Genomic DNA, 20,184 nt, shown 5'->3' on the forward strand with positions numbered 1-20,184 from the left:
CGATCTACTTTCTTATATGGTTTTTAAAATCTTTATGCTCACGTTTTAATAATTCGTTAGCTGATAGCGTTTTAAAATAATTAAAAGTAATTTTCAATCCCTCTTCTCGGGTTACTTTTGGCTCCCAATTTAATATTTTTTTTGCTAATGCAATATCCGGTTGTCTTTGCATAGGATCATCAATAGGCAAATCTTTGTAAACAACTTTTTGTTTTGTACCTGTTAACTTAATAATTTCTTCTGCAAAATCTTTTATCGAAATTTCGTGAGGATTACCAATATTTACAGGTTCGACATAATCACTGAACAATAAGTTATAAATACCTTCTACTTGATCATCCACATAACAGAATGATCGTGTTTGGGATCCGTCTCCAAAAATAGTTAAATCTTCTCCTCTTAACGCTTGCCCCATAAAAGCAGGAATTACGCGCCCATCATTTAGTCGCATTCTTGGTCCGTAGGTATTAAATATTCGTACAATGCGTGTTTCGAGGCCATGAAATCGATGGTAAGCCATAGTAATGGACTCTTGAAAACGTTTGGCTTCATCATACACCCCTCTTGGTCCAATTGTATTTACATTTCCATAATAGCTTTCAGTTTGCGGATGCACTAATGGGTCGCCATAAATCTCGGATGTTGAAGCAATTAATATTCTTGCTCCTTTAGCTTTTGCTAACCCTAATAAATTATGCGTTCCGAGAGAACCTACTTTTAATGTTTGAATTGGAATTTTCAAATAATCAATAGGGCTTGCAGGCGAAGCAAAATGTAGAATATAATCTAATTCACCTTCAATTTTAACAAATTCAGTAACATCATGTTCTATAAATTGGAAGTTATCATTACCTTCTAAATGGCTTATATTTTTTTTATCTCCGGTAATAAAGTTATCCATACCAATGACATGGAAACCTTCTTTAATAAATCTATCACAAAGGTGCGATCCTAAAAAACCTGCTGCTCCTGTTATTAAAACGTTTTTCATAATTTAATTTCCGCTACCTATTTTGTAATATGTAAAACCTATAGTTTCCATAAGCGTTTTATCTAACACCCCTCTACCATCGAATATAAAAGCTGGCTTTTGCATGCCATTATATATTTTTTGCCAATCGTAAGTTTTAAAAACATCCCATTCAGTTAAAATAGCAACGGCGTGTACGTTATGGCAGGCTTGATATGGATCTTTCTTTACACTTAACAAGGTTCTATTCTCTTGAGGATCACGACTGTTTAAATATTCTAAATCGGCATAAATACGTTCTTCTACAACTTTAGGGTCAAACACAGAAATTAAAGCTTGTTCGTTTAAGAGATTATCAGCAACTTTAATTGCCGGAGATTCCCTGGTATCGTTTGTATCTTTTTTAAAGGCCCAACCTAAGAATGCTATATTTTTACCAGAAACAGTATTATAAAGTGTTTTTACAATATTATCAGAAAATCGATTTTTTTGATGCTCATTCATTATAATAACTTGTTCCCAATAATCGGCCACTTCATCTAAACCATAACTTTTAGCTATATAAACCAAATTTAAAATATCTTTCTGGAAACATGAACCACCAAAACCAACAGAGGCATTTAAAAATTTAGAACCAATCCTACTATCCATACCTATGGCTTTTGAAACCTCGCGAACATCGGCGCCTGTTTTTTCACAAATTTCAGACATCGCATTTATAGATGATACACGTTGTGCTAAAAATGCATTTGCTGTAAGTTTAGATAACTCGGAAGACCATAAATTTGTGGTTAATACTTGTGCTTTTGGAATCCAGTTTGTATATATTTCAACTAAAGACTGTACGGCTTTCTGCCCCTCGTTAGTAGCAGTATCTCCTCCAATTAATACTCTATCAGGAAATAACAAATCTTGAACAGCTGTACCCTCAGCTAAAAACTCTGGGTTTGATAATATTTGAAATTGTACACCATTACCTGTATTATCTAAAATACTTTTAATAGCAGATGCTGTTCTCACTGGTAATGTTGATTTCTCAACAACAATTTTATCTTCCTTAGCCACTTGTGCTATTTGTCTAGCACATAATTCAATATATTTTAAATCGGCAGCCATACCTTTTCCCTTCCCATATGTTTTAGTAGGGGTGTTTACTGAAATAAATATCATTTCAGCCTCATCAATGGCTTTATTTACATCTGTTGAAAAAAATAAATTTCTACCTCTAGTTTCTTTTACAATTTCTGCCAAACCTGGTTCAAAAACAGGTAAAGCGTCAAAATTATTCGAGTTCCACGCCGCAATTCTGGCTTCATTTATATCTACAATGGTTACTTTAATGTTTGGGCACTGTTTGGCTATTACTGCCATAGTTGGACCTCCAACGTAACCAGCTCCAATACAACATATGTTTTTAATATTCATTTATATTATTCGTTTAATGATAATTGTAAATCTAGAACAGTAATAATAATTACTATAAGAAATTTAAAGTTTTTCGATGAAATCATTCAAAACTTTATCTTTAGAAAATTTTTCTTCAACATACAATTTAGCACCTTTACCTAATTTAGTACATAATGCTTTATCTTCTTTTAAAATCTTAATTTGATCTATAACCTGATTTGTGGACTCTCCATCGAAATAAAAACCACCATGTGAATCTTCAAAAACCATAGCAACTTCACTCTTTATGTTTCCGGTTACAATTGATGGTTTTGCACTAGCCATCATGCCAAGTATTTTGGACGGCATCACGGTATCTATAACATCTGTTTTCTGAAACAATATATGCACATCTGCACTAGAAAGCAAACTTGCTAATTCGGCATAAGGCACCAAATTAAAATGCTTTACAAAGTTAAAGTCTTTTATTTTTTCTAGTACGTTTTCTTTTTCAGCACCTTCTCCCACTAAGATAACCTCGACATCTGATAATTTCTCTAACTTTTTTAGAACGTTTACAAAGAAGTCCCAATCTTGTTTAGCCCCAATATTACCAGAGTATAAAATTTTGAATTTATTGGATGTTAAATATGGGTGCGTTTCTAATGTTGTTGAGCTAAACTTACTAACGTCTATCCAGTTGGTAAGATAATATGTTTTTGTATCCGTTTTAGCTTTTAGCTTTTTTATCATACCATGACTTATGGTAGATACAATGTCTGCTTTTTTTAAAACAAAGCCTTCAATACTTTGTAAAAATTTAATAACACTTTTTTTATTTCCTTTTAGCAATCCAGAATCTATGGCAGCATCGAATTCAAAGTCTTGAATATGCACCCAATGCTTACACTTATATCTAATTTTTAAAAACCAGCCTAATAGTGCTGAAGTGGTAAATGGTATAATGGATATAACCACATCGGGTTTATTTGTTTTGAAAAGATTTAAAAAATTTCCGAAAGTAAAACTTATTAAATGACGTATTCGTTTAATAAAAGTAGGGTCTTTAGGCACATACTGCTTACTTCTATAAACTTTAACCCCATTTATGGTTTCGTTTACAAAGTAGCCTTTAGATTTATAATCTTCTCTAATTTCCCACTGTGGATAGTAAGGAAAACCTGTAATAACGGTTACATCCAATCCTTTTGAAACCAAATATTCAGCTTTTTGGGTTGTGTACAATCCAATTGCGCTATCCTCTGGGTAATAGTTTATCCCTATTATTGTGATTCTTTTACTCAAAATTTCTTTTCTTTATAAACCTTACCGGTGAGCCCACGTAAACCGAAGCCGCGTCTAAATCTTTAATTACTGTACTTCTTGCTCCAACAACAACACCATCAGCTATTGTTATTCCCGGAGAAACAAAAACATCTGTAGCTAACCAACATCCGTTTCCAATGGTAATTTTCTTAGCCAATATTGGAAAATCAGATTTAGAATAGTCGTGCGTACCAGTGCAAATATAACTTTTTTGAGATATAATAGAGTTTTCGCCAATTTCAATATCGCCTAAACTGTATAATACAACATCATCGCCAACCCAACTATAATCGCCAATTTTAACCTTCCATGGATATGTTATTTGGGCACTTGGTCTAATAATTACTTTCTTACCGATTTGAGCTCCAAAAAGGCGCAATAAAAACCTACGCCATCCATATAAAACCTGAGGAGATGTTTTAAAAAAAAGAGATTGGGTAAGCCACCAAAGTTGAACATACCATCCTGGTTTTCCACGAAAATTATCAGGAACTTTAAAGTTTTTAAGTTGATACATTCTTATTTTTTATTAATCATTCTATGATATATTTCCACCCAGTCTTTCATTCTTAAAGACCAAGAATAGTGCTTTTTAACAAAATCGAAAAGTAACCTTCCTCTTTTGTTCCTTTCTCCATCCGACCAATTAAGCACTTTATTTAAAGCTATTTTTAATTCTGATTTGTTAGGGTTAATTAACAAGCCTCCATTTTCATTCCAAGCTTTATTTAAGCCTGTTTGAAACGTTGTTATTACTGGTGTTTTTTCCATAGCAGCTTCTAAGTTCACCATTCCTACGACTTCAGAGTATGATGGTGCAATGAAGACAAAAGCATTTCTAAAAATTTTCTTTTTTTCCTCACCTTTTATTAAACCTAAAAATTGAACTTTTTCTTGAATTCCATACTTATTTACGAGTTGGTCTAATTCCAATTTGTACTCATTAAAGCTACCAACAATTTTCAATACAATGTTATCTGTTTTTAACTCTGCAAAACAACTAATTAATAAATCAATCCCTTTTTTTTCATGTAACCTTCCTAGAAACAGAATATATTTCTCATTTGAGTCTCTTTCTTCAAGATTATCTTCTTTCTCAAAATCTACTAAATTGGGTATTTCTACAAATTTAGATTTTGGAAAAAGTTTGGTTAAGTTTTGTTGTTCATCAAAGGTAATAGCGTGTATTCTATTCGAATTAGTGTATAATTTTTTAGTTAATAAATTAAAATATATTTTCTTTTTATACTTCCCTTTCGTCCAAAGCCATGGTTCAAACATACCATGAGGAGATATAACGTAAGATATATTATTTTTAAAAGCGTACTTAGCCGCAATATATTGAGGAAACATCCATACGCCGTGAATATGAATTAGGTTTATGCTATTTTTTAATACAATATCATTTATTTTAAGGCTCCAGTTTTTAGAGTACACCCAAGGTTTGTTTTTAGCATCGTCTACTAAATAAATACCATCTCCATTTTCTTCTTGTGAGGATAGTATAAAGGACTCAATATTCTCTAATTCGTTTAAATGTTCATTCAAATCTTTTACAACAGTCCTTAAACCACCGCTATTAACACTATAATCTTCAATGATGTGCAGAATTTTCATAAAACGCCTTTGTTATATTCTATATTATTTATTTTGATAGGACAAAATTCTACCTTTAAATGGATACAAAAATAAAACAAATGAAGTGATAAAAGACCATAAAATTATTGGTACTTGTCTTTCTAAAAGGGTTTCGGTGAACATTTGTAAAATAAAAAAACACTGAATCCATAAAATAAAAATGAGTTGATTGTTTATACATGTTTTAATAATGCTGAACAATAATAGTGTTAAGCCAATTATTCCTATGGCACCAACACCTAAATACATACTTATAAATTGATTGTGCGCGTCGTACTTTTTTATTAGAAGATCCTTGTAGTTTTTTTCTTCGTAAATCTTATTAAGATCATTTTGCACATCGCCTATACCTGTACCAAAAAAAGGATTCACCTTAAAGGCTAATTCAATAGCAGATTCTGTAACTCGTTTTCTTTGATCTGTTGAATCATCTTTTGTTCTTTTTTCGCCTTTTATTGAATAATATATTTCTTGGATTTCATAATTAATAGACGGAATTTTATAACAGGAATATATAGCAATTAATGCAAGTGCTGATACTGCAATAATTCTATATTTTAATATTTTCACTTGGTAAAACAAAAACCATAGTAAAAATAAGCCAACAAATGCTACAGCAACCTTACTAATCATTAACACTAATATAACTAAGAATATAAAGCTTGATAAAAAGAAATAAATTTTACTGATTTTATTTTCATGAAATAACTTGCACACAAGTACAAAAGCCACAACAATAATAAGCGAAAAATAAACAGGTTCTAAATTCCAATAGGGAAGATTTGAAGCTGCCGATTTAAAAAAAAAACCTGATGGAAATCTAAAATGGGGGTTGGCAGAGACTTTTACAAAAGGAAGGTAGAGTATATATATTATAGATAGTAATAATGAACTTAGCGTATAAATTAATTGAAATTTAGACCATTTTAACTTGAGTAAAGAAATAGAGTCTTTGTTTAATAAAAAAAAACTAAGAGGTACAATAAGTAAAGAAAGCCTTGTTTCAAAAACTTTAGCCAGCCCATATCCTACATCTTCTGAATATAAAGCTGATACTAAAAACAATAAATAGGGAATAATTGCTATAAAAAACACCTTGTAATTTAAGTTGTTTTTATGGTTATAAAAAAAGCTTATTACGGTTGCTATAAAAAATATAATAACCGGTAACCCTAATAATTTGACTGGCAGCAATGGAAATATTGCAAAAAACAAAAAACTAACTGTTAAATACTTTTTATAAGGTAGATTTCTTAACATTCTAAAATACAATTAACTGATTCTTTTGATTTTGAATTTTGGCAGCATAAAAAAGAACATAAATAGGAAAAAAAACATTTCTTCAGGAAAATAGTGCCCCATTCTTATCAATTTTAGTAAAAAGTAAATAAAGAACCCTGTACATATAGCTTTTTTCTCTGAGGAATAATTTGTGAAATGTGCTTTTAAACCAAGAAACAGAAATATAATTATAAAGAATAACCCAAACAGGCCAAAGTCCGACAAAACCCTTAAAAACAAGGAGTTAGCATCCTCTCTATTTAAGTCGTCCATTCCTATAATATAAATAAAATCGGGTATATTTAATTCTTTTATATAATAATCGTGCCTGTAACCAAACGAGCCTAACCCAGTGCCTATAATATAATCACCAAAATTATTTACTGCTACATAACCATTTTTTAATAATGCGTAAGTGCTAATATTAACCTGCCTAGAAAATGTTTGAGTTTGAAATACTTCTAGGTTTTCTAAAGTTGAGTTTAATCTAGATTGAAAATGATCATTGTTCTGTAAAAAAGGAATAACTATAAAGAACGGGATTATGGTAAAACCTAAATATTTTAACGTTTCCTTTCGTAAGAATAGAAATAATAAAATAATTAAAACGCCTATATATCCCAATGAAGACTTGGCTAAAATAATACCTAAAAACAGTATAAAAGCATTCCTGTATTTTTTTTGTTTTAAAAAATAATACAATGCTGGTATATTAACAATTATAAACTTAGAAGGTTCAGACATTAAACCATCCATTCGGTTTGTTTCTTTATCTAATAAACCTGTTGGGTAAAAAATAATTGCTATAACACAGAATATTATTGTTAATTTCAGATAGATTTTAAAGAGCTTATTTATATCGTAAACAATGAAAACATTATTAAAATATACAGCTGCAAAAGAGATTCCAATAAATTGCTTAATAAGATAAATTAATGGCGTACCAAATAAAACATAAGTTATAAAACCATGTACCAAAGCAAACCCTAAGAATAAAAATAAATACTTATTCAGCTTAACCCCATATTTTAAATATATCATTAAACTGTTAGTAATTAAAAAAAGATAATAGAGTTTCAAATCAATGATAGGTAGGCCTGTAATTACAAAGCCTTGCATAAAAACCATTAAAACAGAAGTAAACTCAAGGTAAGAGTCTATTGAGAACTTTGTTCTAATTTTAAAATCTGTATTTATCATTTAATAATGGGTTCTTCTTTTTTATTACTTTCTTTTTATTCTAGTATTAATAAACATAACCTTCTGTTCGTTTAAAATACTTGGCATCTTTAGTAAGTGCTGTAACAGGTTTTGCAGGAATTCCCCCATATAAAACATACTCTTCTTCGTAGGCCTTATTTAACAAGGCTTTTGCTCCTAACACAGAATACGAAGGTAATACGGCCCCACCGAGTATAACACTATTAGTACCAATAAAACTATAATCTCCAATTTTTATAGGCTTACTATCTTGCCTATTATCTTCAATATTTATAGAGTGCGTAAGTAATTGAGAATAATAACCTGCAATAGTTACATAGCTCCCTATGTTTACTTGATTTGTGCAATCTATATGATGATGTTTAGTTATAGCAGAATTATCTCCCAAAATTAATTCACTCCTTCTTTCTTTTTGATGTTTAAAATGTAAAGATTCTGAATTAACAGGAAAACCTGTAATCCAATTTAATCGTGCAATAGATGCATTTTCTCCTAAAACCATTAGTTCTAGGTTTACGGCCACATTTAAGTGTCCTATTTCGCTTCCTTTAGCCATTTTTAACATTCTTGGGTATATATAAGAGAACCCAATTCTAGCTTCAGAATGGATATCATATTTCCAAATTTTTATTAAGAAGAATCGCCTAATTTTCCATGGAAAAAAGAGAATAATGATGGATAATATTTTTTTCACCTTAAACAATTTTAATTACAATTTTAAATACCGTTTTAGGTATATCGAAATGTTTGCCATTCGAAAAAGAAAACTTTCAATTACAATATCAGAAAAACCAACCGATTTAAAATTCGATTCATTTAATAATTTAATATACTCTGCGCCTTGGGTTTCTTTATCTGAAGATAATTGTCCTGCTTGAAGGGTATATGCTGCAGCTAATACATTAACGTATTTAAATTTAGTATTTAGATCAATTGCTTCAACCCAAAATTTAGAATCGGCAATTAGTTTGTAACTTTCGTCGAAGCCACCTATTATATAAAACAATTCACTTTTAATCAATGTGGACTGCTGTGTAAAGAGCACTATTTTTTTAGACAATAATGCTTTAAAAGCTTTATATCTTGATGAGGATGTTTGTTCACCTATAATTGTATCTTCTTCCGACATAAACATGGTTCTTCCATAAACGGCATCTAAGTCTTCATCATTATCCATTGCCGAAAACAGTTTTTTAAAATCTGGCAACCAATAATCATCATCATTTATAAACGTAACGTATTTATAGTTTTTGGCATATTTACCAATAGCATTATTTAATGCTGAATAAATACCCTTTCTTCCTTCTGGTTCTGGAATAATTTCTAAAAACGGATACTTTTTTGAAAGTCCATCTATTTTTGATTTTGGACAAGTTAAAATATGTTTTACCCGATTTCCACCATATGATATAACCGATTTTATAGTTCTGTCTAGGGTCTCACGAGAACCAAGTGTCGCCGTTATAACTAATGTATCAGGTATTACTGTTTTTTTATTTTCCATAATAATTTTTAGCGTATTATTATCCTGTTAAGTTTACAGTTAATTACTGTTTGTTATGGTTTTACTACATTTAATCTTTCATGTACTAAACTTAAACGATATTTATTCAACACTATCTAGATAGTCATTTTCAATATTTTTTAGAATTCATGCTGCAGTTATTATAGATAACATGCATGTATTATATTTTTAATAATTCATTACTTAAAACCTCCCCTATTCTTTTTTTTATTTCAGGAAACCAATGTGTTCCATCGCTACAAAATTGAGGTGCATTTTCAAAATTTAAATCAACCTTATTCATTAAATCAACCCAATCTGCCATGGACCATTTGGCTACAGTTTTGCTGTCTTTTCTTATACTATTAAAAATCCACTCTCTATCTTCTTTTGCTTTTTTAGCATTCCAACCATCCTTCCATACACCATGCCCTTCGCTATTTAATTCACCCGTTAAATGAGTAGGTGAAATTGGAATAGATGCTAATAAAAATTTCGCATTTGGATTAACTAATTTTAACTGCATAATATATGCAGCAAACGTTTGTTTATAACCAAATACTTCCTCTTTAGTTTTACCATTCATAGCATTAAATAAGGCTAGTTTTTTAGAGACAGTTTCAGGACTGTCACCATAAAACGGATAATTATCTATAACAGCTTGTATAGTTTCTAGGGAAAGCACTCCTCCGCCTTCGGCATCATTTGTTGAAAGAGGTAAAATATAATAATCTATATTTTTATTTGAAAGTACAATATCTTTTAAAGTTTTCGAATAAAACCAAAACATATTTGATCGTTTGGAATTTTTACTCTGATATTTAATAGAGTGGCCTCCTTTTGCCATTGAAATCACATTCATACCTGTTTTTCTAGCAATCATACGTTGAAATATACGATCTTGATGTTGGCTATCTCCTACAATTATACATGTTTTCCCTATTTTATCTGAATTCTTTGTTTCAGCTTCAGATTGATAATCATAGAACGGATCTAAGGTATACTTCCCTTCTATAAGCACTGGATTAAAAATTTCAAAAGTATTTACCTTATTCGGACTCTCATGATGTATTGCTATAGATATTACATAACGCAATACACTAAAATCTAAAGTTAAAAAACTATAATCTTTATAAACTTCCGTTACTTCGGCACATGGCGGCGCTTCTCTTTGCACACCCCATCTAAGCATTTTACTTCCTACTGTTTTTAGTTGGCTATTTGTTAACCTATATGGAACACCATTAACTCCTGTTATATAAATTCCATTACCGTTTAACACCTCTGTATTTACCCAAAAGCCTCCCATTAGGTTGGAACTATCGGAAATATAATCACTAGGAAGTCTTATGTATATCACTCTTGCGTCACTATCATTATACTGCCCTGGAGATAAAGATTCTTTAAGAAAACTATTGTCAGCACTAATAATACGTCCTCTATTTAATTCCTTTGTATTTACAAATTTAGAATCAACGGGTACACCTAATTTATCTCGGCCTAAAGTTTTCCACCCATCGTTAAGTTGTGGCGGGTAGGATTCTAATGTTTCATCATACAAATTTCCAATACTCCAAACAAGGTTATGGGCATTATACCCCCTTTCTAACACCTTAGACTCTAAATTTAAAGAATCCGTGTTTGTAATTGCCTCAGTAGTATAAATTTCCCAGGTTGGTGTCTCTAAAAAAGCAGCACTTCTATCTGTTAAACTTACTAAACTACTTATGTGCAGATAACCATTATACTCAAACAGTGCGGTTGTATTTCCAAAAGTAGCTATGGAGTTTAACAAACAACTACATAACAGACATAACACTGTAAAATATTTTGTATTTAAAAGTACTGTCATTCTAACTTGATTATTTTATTATGGTTTTATTTTTAATAATATACCACTATAATACTCTATATAATTCTCTTTATAAATTTTATAGGATTACCTCCCCATATTTCGTTTGCTGGAATAGACTTTGATACAACACTTCCTGCAGCCACAACAGAATTTTCGCCAATTTTTACACCTTTTAATATAATGCTTCCGGTACCTATGAATACTCCTGAAGCGATAAAAACAGGTTTAGTTTGAATGTTTTGTTCTGGTATTGCTAACCTATCTTCTATTTTAACCGAATGAAAATCTGTATCATAAATTTTACAATCGCCACCTATTAAAACATTATTTTTAATTACAATTTCTTGTGCACAATAAATTGCTGTATTGGATATGCCCACACGATCTCCTATACTTAATTTGGCATTTTTACCAACTACTATACTAGTAAAAGTTTGACCTCCTATTGGATTAAAAAAATAGTTTGAATTAATGGTAACATCATCACCAACTTCCAAAAGGCCTCTTCCTTTTAAAAATAGCCCTCCATTTATCTTTAAATTTTTTCCGGTTTTTACCTTAAATAAACTTAGTTTAATAAAGTTAGTTACTTTGCTTTTTAGAAACCAAAGATTTACTAGTAAATCATAAAGTTTTTTCATTTTGATAGCGCTAACAATCCATCATAAATTTCATGAATCTTTTTGTTATTATTATTTTCACAGAACATATCTAAAGCATAAGTTCTGGCATCTTTTTTCATTTGATTTAAAACGTCTTGGTTAGATTTTAAGTATAGAATTTTATCTACTGCATATTCTACATTTCCAAAATCGTACAAATACCCGGTTTTATTATTTAATAAAAGAGTGTTTTGAGATTCAACATTTGAAACTAAAACAGGAATTGACAAAGATTGAGCTTCAATTATCGACCTAGAAAAATGTGGTTCTTTAAAAGGACTTAATAATAAATCAATCATTTGCATTTTGTCGTTTACATTAGATACCATACCTTTTAAAATAACATTTTCAGGCATTTTATTAGCAATTCCTACTATTTCTTTGGGTAATAGTTCTGGCTCAAAACCATAAATTATAATTTTTACCGATGCTTTTAAACCGTATAAAGCCTGAGCAATTTTTAATATATCTTCTATACCATTTTCAATATTAAATCGTGCAAAATAACCAATAACAAAATCTTCATCATTAAAACCTAATTCTTTTCTCTCGATATTTCTAATTTGCTCGTTGTAGCTATAGAGATTAGTATCTATAGAGTTTTTTACAACTTGATGTTTTGAGTTTTTAAAAGGTAGTGATTCAAAATCATTTATGGGAATAAAAAAATCACAATATTTATTATTAAATCGCTTTAAAATATTTCCGAAAAAATTATTTAAAAGAGGTTCTCTAACATGACTTACTACCTTTATATCTTTAAAGAAAACTTTACTTATAAATGCATATATAAACAAGCAGGTTGTGTTTAAATGAACGATATCTGGTTTCGTTTTAGAAATTATTTTATATGCCGCAATAGCGTTAGGGATTACATAGAGAATATTTTTTACGAATAACCTAAAACTCATTGAAGACACTGTAGTTCCATGAAAAGCGAACAATCTTTTTTCACTAACAATAACGTCATTGTACCCATTATCAAACAACCTTTTTGCAGGGCCATCAATAAGCATAAAAACCGTAGCATTGTAAGTTTTTCTATCTAACCCATTTAAAAGTATAGATAAACTCTTAGGTGCTCCGCCTAATTCTCCTGCGTGGTGTATGTATAGAATTTCTTTTTTCAATATGTAAGTTGTATAGCTTTTTAGTTTTAATAAAAAGGTTTGATTAAATATTTTTATTCCAAATCAAATTCCACATCTCATTCACTTTCTTATCTATTTTTACTCTACTTTCTTTTAGTTTGTCTCGCACAATTTCATTTTCTGTCTTATCTAACAATGTTTTAACAACTTTGTTTAATTCTCCAATTTCAGGTTTTAAGCCAATTATATAATCTTTACTTAATCCAAAATCATTGAATAACATTTCATACTTATGATTCCAACTGGTTGACAAACATGGAACTCCTTGATTTAAAGCACTAGCTACACCATGAAATCTTGAAGAAATAACCATATACGAAGATCCAATAATACCTTTAACCTCTTTTGCATTAAACCCGTTAAGTATATCTAAAGGTTTATTTGAATTTTTGCTTATTAAGTTACAAATTTCTAGATCTCCTATTCCTTCATGATTAAGTAAAAACGGTTCTCTTCCAGACTCTCGTATAATTGATATGAGGTCTCCCATAACGCTTAAATACTCGTTTTTACTACTATTGGCGTGAGTAATCATTTTTTTATTAGGAATAATACACACCTTATCTTTAAGTTGAATATCTAGTTTTGGTAGTACTCCTTTAACTAACAAGGTAAAATCAGTACATAGTTGTACCTTATCTTTATCCGCACCGGCTTCGAGTATAAAATTATATGATATTTCTTCTCTTGCAAAAATAATATCTGCATACTTGTTTATAATCTCAACAGCTCTTTTTCCTTCATTAGTTTTAAACGGACCAAATGCCTGAGGTAAAAAAATAATTTTAGTTCCTTTAGATTTAAGTTTTTTATAGTAATTTTCTAACTCATCTAACCTTTCTTTTGTATAATTCCATTGGTCGGAAAACTGAAACCCTGCAGCATCTAGCAGGAGGTTAACTCCTTTTACAGGATGCTTAGAGGTGAAAAAGGTATAAGGTAATTTAAGTCTGCGTAAAACACCTACTGGATATTTTGAATTTCTTAACCAAAACCTTTGATGTATAGCTAGGTTCGTTGAAAATTTTTGACTTTTTTCTCCTATATTATTTGTGTTATAATAAACTGTTGCTTCCGGATGGTGTTTTTCTATTTGCTCCAATAAAGCTACAAGCATTAACTCGGCACCTTTATTTAAAGTGTTTGTACCATCAATTTGAATTACCATAGTTATAAGTTCTAATATGTTCTAATGTTCTTTTTTCTGAAAATGCTACTTTCCCTAATGGATCAGGATAACCAACAGCCATACACATTATTGGGCGTTGATGTTTTTCTAGTTTTAATATGTGTTCCATCTTCTTTTCTAGCACTTCTACATCTGGCCAATTTATAGCACAACTACTAAGCCCTAAAGTTTCTAATGCTAACATGAAAGACATATTGGCTAATGAGGCATCAATATAAATTACATGTCTATCTCTTTCATCAAAATAAGCATCTAGATTACCTAAAACAACAATTATAGTCTGAATACCATCTACATACCCTCTAACGCCTCCAGGAAGGTTTACCACTCCTTTTAAAAGTTCTGGGTCGTCTATGACTCTATACTCAAAAGGCTGTCTATTACATGCGCTAGGCGATTGTGCAGCTGCAAGTATAGCTTTATCTATTAATGTTCTAGGAACTTTTTTATCTAAAAACCAACGAACAGATCGCCTAAAACGCATTAACTTAAAAAAATCTTCATACGAAATGTTTGGTTTCTCTTCTTCTAATCTATGATAAGGTATTGATTTCTCTATACCGTTAGATGAAGCCTCATTAGTTTTTACATTAATAACTTTATTATTAAATTTAGTAGCCAATTTACTTATTAGCTCATTATCACCGCTCGTTGAAAAATATTCACTTAGCACATCATAAAACCATTTATATTGCAAGTCTATATCTATTTTTTTTGGATCCCATATATTTAAGAAAGCCTCTATAGTTTCTTCAATATAGTCTAAAGCAAAAACATCTCTTCTAGGACGCATTAGTAACCCTTTTTCTATTCTATGAGTATTACGTATTAAGGTATAAATGTTTGCTTTATCTCTTTCTAGCTCTTTTAAATGATTTATTTTACCTTTTAAAACAGCATGTTGCTCTCTATTAAAAGTAGATGAGAATAAAAAATAATATAATTTACTAAAAAACGGAGTTGCGATAAAATAGCGAGGTAAAATATTATTTTTAAATAATAATACCTTGAAATATAATTTGCCTAATATTTTTTTCATAAAACAATTAAAGTACGTTCTTTAAAATATTTTCAATGTTTTTCTTTTCCATAAAATATACACTTACAAGGTAAGATATAGCATAGACGATTGACAAAATAAAAATATTTTCAATTTTAAAACTAATTAATATATAAACTATACAAACGGATAATAACAATGATGCAATAGCACTTCTAACAGCTTTAAAAACATCAAATATAGTAAGTCCAACCTCTTTATTAAGCACGATTAGCGCAGTAACAACTAAGGTTATTTTATTAAACACAATGGCATATGCGGCTCCTACGAGACCGAAATAACTAACTCCTACATACAATGATGGAATAAGAATTAAAATAGTTAATCCTATAATTATTTTCATTTCAACCTTTGGCTTTCCTAAACCTCTTATTAGTGTTCCAAATGAATTTACTAATAAATGAACCATTACAGCTAAAGATAATATTTTTAGAGGAATTACCGCTTGCTCCCATTTATCTCCGAAAAAACCAACAATGATATCTCTAGAAAACACAATCAAAAAAGTCATTATAGGATAAATAATAATAGCATTAAAATTTACTATTTTTAAAAAATAATCTTTAAGCTGCTCTTTATTATCCTGAGATTTTCCATAGACAGGAAACATTACTTTACCTAAAATAGCACTTATCATCTGCCTTAGTTGCTCTGTTAAAGAAAAAGATAAAGTATATGCACCAAGTAAGGAGGATCCTAAAATTTTTCCAACAATTAAATTATCAATATTATAAGTTAGGGTGCTAAAAATACTAGTTCCGGTAGAATAGGCTCCAAAACCAAATATGCTTTTAAAATAATCTTTATTCCATTCAAATGTAGGTTTCCATTTAATTGCGACATATAAAAATGGAATTGTTAATCCTAAAGCCAAAACATTATTTATTACAAGCGCCCATATACCCATGTCTGAATATGCTGCAATTAGTGCTAACACACCAGCTATTAAAGCAGAAATATTGAATATTTTTGCAATTTTCCTAAAATCCATAGCTCGGGTTAATATTACAACGTGAACTAAACTTAATGGCCTAATTAAAATGCTTAAACTTAAAACAGGAAATAATGTGGTAAGAATGGGTTCATTATAAAAATGCGCTGCAAATGGACCAATAATAAAGCTTGTTATAGCATACAATAGTATGCCCCAAATTAAACCACTCCAAAATGCGGTTGAATACATCGCCTTAACCTCTTCTTCTTCTTTACGCTGTATCAATGCCGCGCTCATACCTAGCTCTGATGCTCCATCGGCTATTACAATAAATACGGTACACATCCCAACTAAGCCAAACTCATTTGGCAAAAGTATTTTAGCAAGAACAAGTTTAATAGAAAATTTAAATAAAAATTCTAAAAAAAACTGGATTCCGGTCCACTTTATTCCTGATATAATTTTTTTAGAATCCAAATTGATTTTTTAAGCCTTTAAATACCATTTATAAACAGCTTTTATGCCTGCTTCTAAATCCACCTTATACTTCCAACCTAAACCATTAAGCTTAGAAACATCGGTTAATTTTCGCATAGTACCATCTGGCTTGTCTACATTAAATACTAAATCGCCGTTAAAACCAATAATTTGTTTAATAGTTTCGGCCAATTCTTTAATAGATATATCTTTTCCTGTACCAATATTAATATGGGTGTTTCTTATTTCTTTATCATCTTTATTATGAGTATCGGTAAAGCTTCTATTTTCCATAATAAAAACACAGGCATCTGCCATATCTTCACTCCATAAAAACTCTCGTTTTGGCTTTCCTGACCCCCATATTTCAACACTGTTTTCAGAAACTCCAAATTGGCTTAAATAAGCCTTAGCTTCTTCTATAGAACTTACTCCTAAATTCTTTAAAACCTCATCATGCCTAGATTCCGACATTAGTTTAGCTAAATAAATTTTACGTATTAATGCTGGTAATACATGAGATTTTTCTAAATCGAAGTTATCATTTGGGCCATACAAATTCGTAGGCATTACCGAAATAAAATTAGTACCATATTGCAAGTTATAGCTCTCGCACATTTTAATACCAGCTATTTTAGCAATAGCATAAGGCTCATTAGTATACTCTAATGTATCGGTTAGTAAGCTATTCTCCAGCATAGGTTGCGGTGCATTTTTAGGGTATATACATGTACTTCCTAAAAACAATAGTTTTTTAACTTTGTTTACGTAGCTTTGATGAATTACGTTGTTTTGTATCATCAAATTTTCGTAAATAAAATCTGCCCTATAAACATTGTTTGCAACAATACCTCCAACTTTTGCTGCAGCTAAAAATACATATTCTGGCTTTTCCGCTTCAAAAAAGTTAGCCACTGCTTGTTGGTTAGACAAATCTAACTCCTTATGGGTTCGTGTTACTATATTTGAATATCCTTTAGATTTCAGGTTTTCTAATATCGCACTCCCAACTAAACCTCTGTGACCTGCAATATAAATTTTAGAATTAGTATCCATTAAATTTATTCAAAATAATTTTTAATTCGATATCCACCGTCTAATAAATACTGTTGTTTCTCCATTAGCATAATATCACTAGACATCATGTCTTTTACTAATGCTTCTAAATCGTACTCTGGTACCCAACCTAATTTTTCTTTTGCTTTTGTGGCATCACCAATTAACAAATCAACTTCTGTTGGTCTAAAATATTTTTCATCTACAGCAATAACCTCTTTTCCTATTTCTACTTGAAATTTAGGGTTGTTACAGGCTTTAACATAGCCTTTTTCATCAGAACCAGTGCCTTTAAATTCTAGTTCAATACCAACCTCGTTAAAGCTCATTTTTACAAAATCTCTAACGGTAGTGGTTTTATTCGTTGCAATAACCCAATCTTCAGCTTCATCTGCTTGAAGAATCATCCACATCATTCTCACATAATCTTTAGCATGTCCCCAATCTCGTTGAGCATCTAAATTTCCTAAATAAATTTTATCTTGTAATCCTAAAGCTATTTTAGAGGTCGCTCTTGTAATTTTTCTAGTAACAAATGTTTCCCCTCTTACTGGGGATTCATGATTAAATAAAATACCATTACATGCGTATATTCCGTATGCTTCTCTATAGTTAACAGTTATCCAATATGCATACATTTTTGCAACTGCATATGGACTTCTTGGATAAAAAGGTGTTTTTTCTGTTTGCGGTACTTCTTGAACTTTACCATACAATTCTGAGGTAGACGCTTGATAAATTCTTGTCTTTTTTTCCATCCCTAAAAAACGAATAGCCTCCAAAAGTCTTAATGTACCGATACCATCAGCATTAGCAGTATATTCAGGCATTTCAAAAGAAACATGAACGTGACTCATAGCGGCCAAATTATATATTTCGTCTGGCTGAACTTCTTTTATTAAGCGTGTTAAGTTCGTGCTATCTGTTAAATCCCCATAATGTAGAAAAAAATTACGATCTTCCACATGAGGGTCTTGATATAAATGATCTATTCGCCCGGTATTAAATAATGATGAACGTCTTTTAACACCATGAACTTCATATCCTTTTTTTAATAGGAATTCACTTAAGTAAGCTCCATCCTGTCCTGTAACCCCTGTAATTAATGCTACTTTTTTTTGCATTTTTTAATAGTATATTTTAAATAAATAATTAATTTGCTAAAACTGAGTTTTTTGGTCTAGTAGCAAAAGTACGATAATTGTTTGCTTTAACAAGTTTTATATCTTCAAGCTTGTTGTTATCTGTAAGTATTTTCTTAGCAAAATCATACCAAGTCATAGCCTTTTTATCTGTAAAATGATGAATTCCAAAGTGGTTGTTTTGGATTAATTTGAAAAGATAATCTGCTAAGTTAACAGTATTTGTAGGACAACCTGTTTGACTATCTATGATACTGAGTTCTTGCTCTGTTTTACTTTTTTCTAATATGGTTTTGTAAAAATTCTTTCCATATTTTTTACTATACAACCAAGACGTTCTCACAATAAAATATTTTTCTAAAGTCTCTTTAATATAGTTTTCCCCCTTCAATTTAGACTTTCCATATTCATTTATTGGATTTGGTTCATCTGTCACGATGTATGGTGTAGTTTTCTCTCCATCGAAAACATAATCTGTAGAAACATGAATTAAAATACTGTTTGTTTCTTTACAAGCTTCAGCAATGTTTTTAACCCCTTCAGCATTAACTTCAAAAGCTATCATTGGTGTTTTTTCAGCCTGTTCTACATTGGTATATGCAGCACAATTTATGCAGTAATCAAAATTGTTTTTTCTAAAAAAATCAAGAACATCTTGTTTTTTAGTTATATCTAAATCTTTACTTGTTGCAAATATAAAATCAAGATTATTTGTGTTTTCTGTAAAGCGCTCTGCGATGGTTTTTCCTAACTGTCCTCCAGCTCCTGTAACTAATACTCTAGTATTCATCAACTAAACTTTTAAATGTAGGTAATTCCATATCTTTTTCAGAAACTATCAGGTTTTCCCTGGAAAGCCCCCAATTAATATTTAATATTTCATCATTAAACAAAATCCCAGATTCGGCATTTTTATTGTAGAAGTTATCACATTTATATGAAAATATAGTATCATTTTCTAATGCTAAAAACCCATGTGCAAAGCCGCGCGGAACATACAACTGTTTGTGTTTAGTTTCATCTAAGACTATAGAGAAATGTTGCCCAAATGTTGGAGAAGTTTTTCTTAAATCAACACACACATCTAAAACGCTTCCTTTTATTACTCTGACTAGTTTAGACTGAGCAAAATCTCCGGTTTGAAAATGCAGTCCTCTTAAGACTCCTTTTGATGATATAGATTGATTATCTTGAACAAAATTAGTATTAATACCGGTTTGCTTTTCAAAAATTGCTTTATTAAAACTTTCAAAAAAACAACCTCTTTCGTCCTCGAAAACTTTTGGAGTAAGTACAAAACAACCTTCTAAAAATACTTTTTCAACTAGCATC

General features: G+C 30.4%; 19 protein-coding genes. All 19 read right to left on the minus strand.

What is annotated here, in order from left to right:
- Positions 1-4: 4 nt before the first annotated feature.
- The 19 genes from QWY92_RS05735 to rfbC all read right to left on the minus strand — a co-directional run bounded on the left by QWY92_RS05735 (position 5) and on the right by rfbC (position 20,183).
- Positions 5-991, minus strand: a complete 987-nt coding sequence (locus QWY92_RS05735) for a UDP-glucuronic acid decarboxylase family protein (RefSeq protein WP_290269235.1) — start codon at positions 989-991, stop codon at positions 5-7.
- Positions 992-994: 3 nt separating this feature from the next.
- Positions 995-2,395: a nucleotide sugar dehydrogenase gene (locus tag QWY92_RS05740; RefSeq protein WP_290269236.1), complete on the minus strand. Its 1,401-nt coding sequence runs from the start codon at positions 2,393-2,395 to the stop codon at positions 995-997.
- 63 nt (positions 2,396-2,458) lie between these two features.
- Positions 2,459-3,661 carry a WcaI family glycosyltransferase gene (locus QWY92_RS05745; RefSeq protein ID WP_162857650.1) on the minus strand — a complete coding sequence of 401 codons (1,203 nt, stop codon included), beginning with the start codon at positions 3,659-3,661 and terminating at the stop codon, positions 2,459-2,461.
- A complete protein-coding gene (locus QWY92_RS05750) occupies positions 3,654-4,199 on the minus strand; it encodes a putative colanic acid biosynthesis acetyltransferase (RefSeq protein WP_290269241.1) in 546 nt (181 codons plus the stop codon). The genes QWY92_RS05745 and QWY92_RS05750 overlap by 8 nt, the downstream gene beginning before the upstream one ends.
- A 2-nt stretch (positions 4,200-4,201) precedes the next feature.
- The gene (locus QWY92_RS05755) at positions 4,202-5,299 is read right to left on the minus strand and encodes a glycosyltransferase (RefSeq protein WP_290269243.1); all 1,098 of its coding nucleotides are present in this window, start codon (positions 5,297-5,299) and stop codon (positions 4,202-4,204) included.
- Between the two features lie 24 nt (positions 5,300-5,323).
- Entirely contained in the window at positions 5,324-6,580 is a 1,257-nt protein-coding gene (locus QWY92_RS05760; RefSeq protein ID WP_133967712.1) for an O-antigen ligase family protein, read from the minus strand.
- Between the two features lie 12 nt (positions 6,581-6,592).
- Positions 6,593-7,801, minus strand: coding sequence for a hypothetical protein (locus QWY92_RS05765; protein ID WP_133967710.1), 1,209 nt, complete (start codon positions 7,799-7,801; stop codon positions 6,593-6,595).
- 46 nt (positions 7,802-7,847) lie between these two features.
- Positions 7,848-8,516 (minus strand): acyltransferase, encoded by a 669-nt coding sequence (locus QWY92_RS05770; RefSeq protein ID WP_133967708.1) that lies wholly within the window; start codon positions 8,514-8,516, stop codon positions 7,848-7,850.
- A 15-nt stretch (positions 8,517-8,531) separates the two neighbouring features.
- Positions 8,532-9,326, minus strand: coding sequence for a glycosyltransferase (locus QWY92_RS05775; RefSeq protein ID WP_290269252.1), 795 nt, complete (start codon positions 9,324-9,326; stop codon positions 8,532-8,534).
- A gap of 181 nt (positions 9,327-9,507) precedes the next feature.
- Entirely contained in the window at positions 9,508-11,178 is a 1,671-nt protein-coding gene (locus QWY92_RS05780; RefSeq protein WP_290269253.1) for a hypothetical protein, read from the minus strand.
- A gap of 56 nt (positions 11,179-11,234) precedes the next feature.
- A complete protein-coding gene (locus QWY92_RS05785; protein ID WP_133967702.1) occupies positions 11,235-11,822 on the minus strand; it encodes an acyltransferase in 588 nt (195 codons plus the stop codon).
- Positions 11,819-12,973, minus strand: a complete 1,155-nt coding sequence (locus QWY92_RS05790) for a glycosyltransferase family 4 protein (protein WP_290269255.1) — start codon at positions 12,971-12,973, stop codon at positions 11,819-11,821. Before QWY92_RS05790 ends, QWY92_RS05785 begins: the two co-directional genes overlap by 4 nt.
- Before the next feature lie 43 nt (positions 12,974-13,016).
- Entirely contained in the window at positions 13,017-14,162 is a 1,146-nt protein-coding gene (locus QWY92_RS05795) for a polysaccharide pyruvyl transferase family protein (RefSeq protein ID WP_133967698.1), read from the minus strand.
- Entirely contained in the window at positions 14,146-15,222 is a 1,077-nt protein-coding gene (locus QWY92_RS05800) for a nitroreductase family protein (RefSeq protein ID WP_290269257.1), read from the minus strand. The genes QWY92_RS05795 and QWY92_RS05800 overlap by 17 nt, the downstream gene beginning before the upstream one ends.
- Positions 15,223-15,229: 7 nt before the next feature.
- Positions 15,230-16,654, minus strand: coding sequence for a lipopolysaccharide biosynthesis protein (locus QWY92_RS05805; protein ID WP_162857648.1), 1,425 nt, complete (start codon positions 16,652-16,654; stop codon positions 15,230-15,232).
- Positions 16,655-16,663: 9 nt separating this feature from the next.
- Positions 16,664-17,710 (minus strand): GDP-L-fucose synthase family protein, encoded by a 1,047-nt coding sequence (locus tag QWY92_RS05810; RefSeq protein ID WP_290269259.1) that lies wholly within the window; start codon positions 17,708-17,710, stop codon positions 16,664-16,666.
- 5 nt (positions 17,711-17,715) lie between these two features.
- Positions 17,716-18,834: a GDP-mannose 4,6-dehydratase gene (gene gmd, locus QWY92_RS05815; RefSeq protein WP_133967689.1), complete on the minus strand. Its 1,119-nt coding sequence runs from the start codon at positions 18,832-18,834 to the stop codon at positions 17,716-17,718.
- Positions 18,835-18,862: 28 nt separating this feature from the next.
- Positions 18,863-19,642 carry a dTDP-4-dehydrorhamnose reductase gene (gene rfbD / locus QWY92_RS05820; RefSeq protein ID WP_290269261.1) on the minus strand — a complete coding sequence of 260 codons (780 nt, stop codon included), beginning with the start codon at positions 19,640-19,642 and terminating at the stop codon, positions 18,863-18,865.
- Positions 19,632-20,183 carry a dTDP-4-dehydrorhamnose 3,5-epimerase gene (rfbC, locus tag QWY92_RS05825; protein WP_290269262.1) on the minus strand — a complete coding sequence of 184 codons (552 nt, stop codon included), beginning with the start codon at positions 20,181-20,183 and terminating at the stop codon, positions 19,632-19,634. The genes rfbD and rfbC overlap by 11 nt, the downstream gene beginning before the upstream one ends.
- Position 20,184: the final 1 nt, after the last annotated feature.

It is taken from the genome of Algibacter miyuki (genome assembly GCF_030409805.1).
Lineage (GTDB): Bacteria > Bacteroidota > Bacteroidia > Flavobacteriales > Flavobacteriaceae > Algibacter > Algibacter miyuki.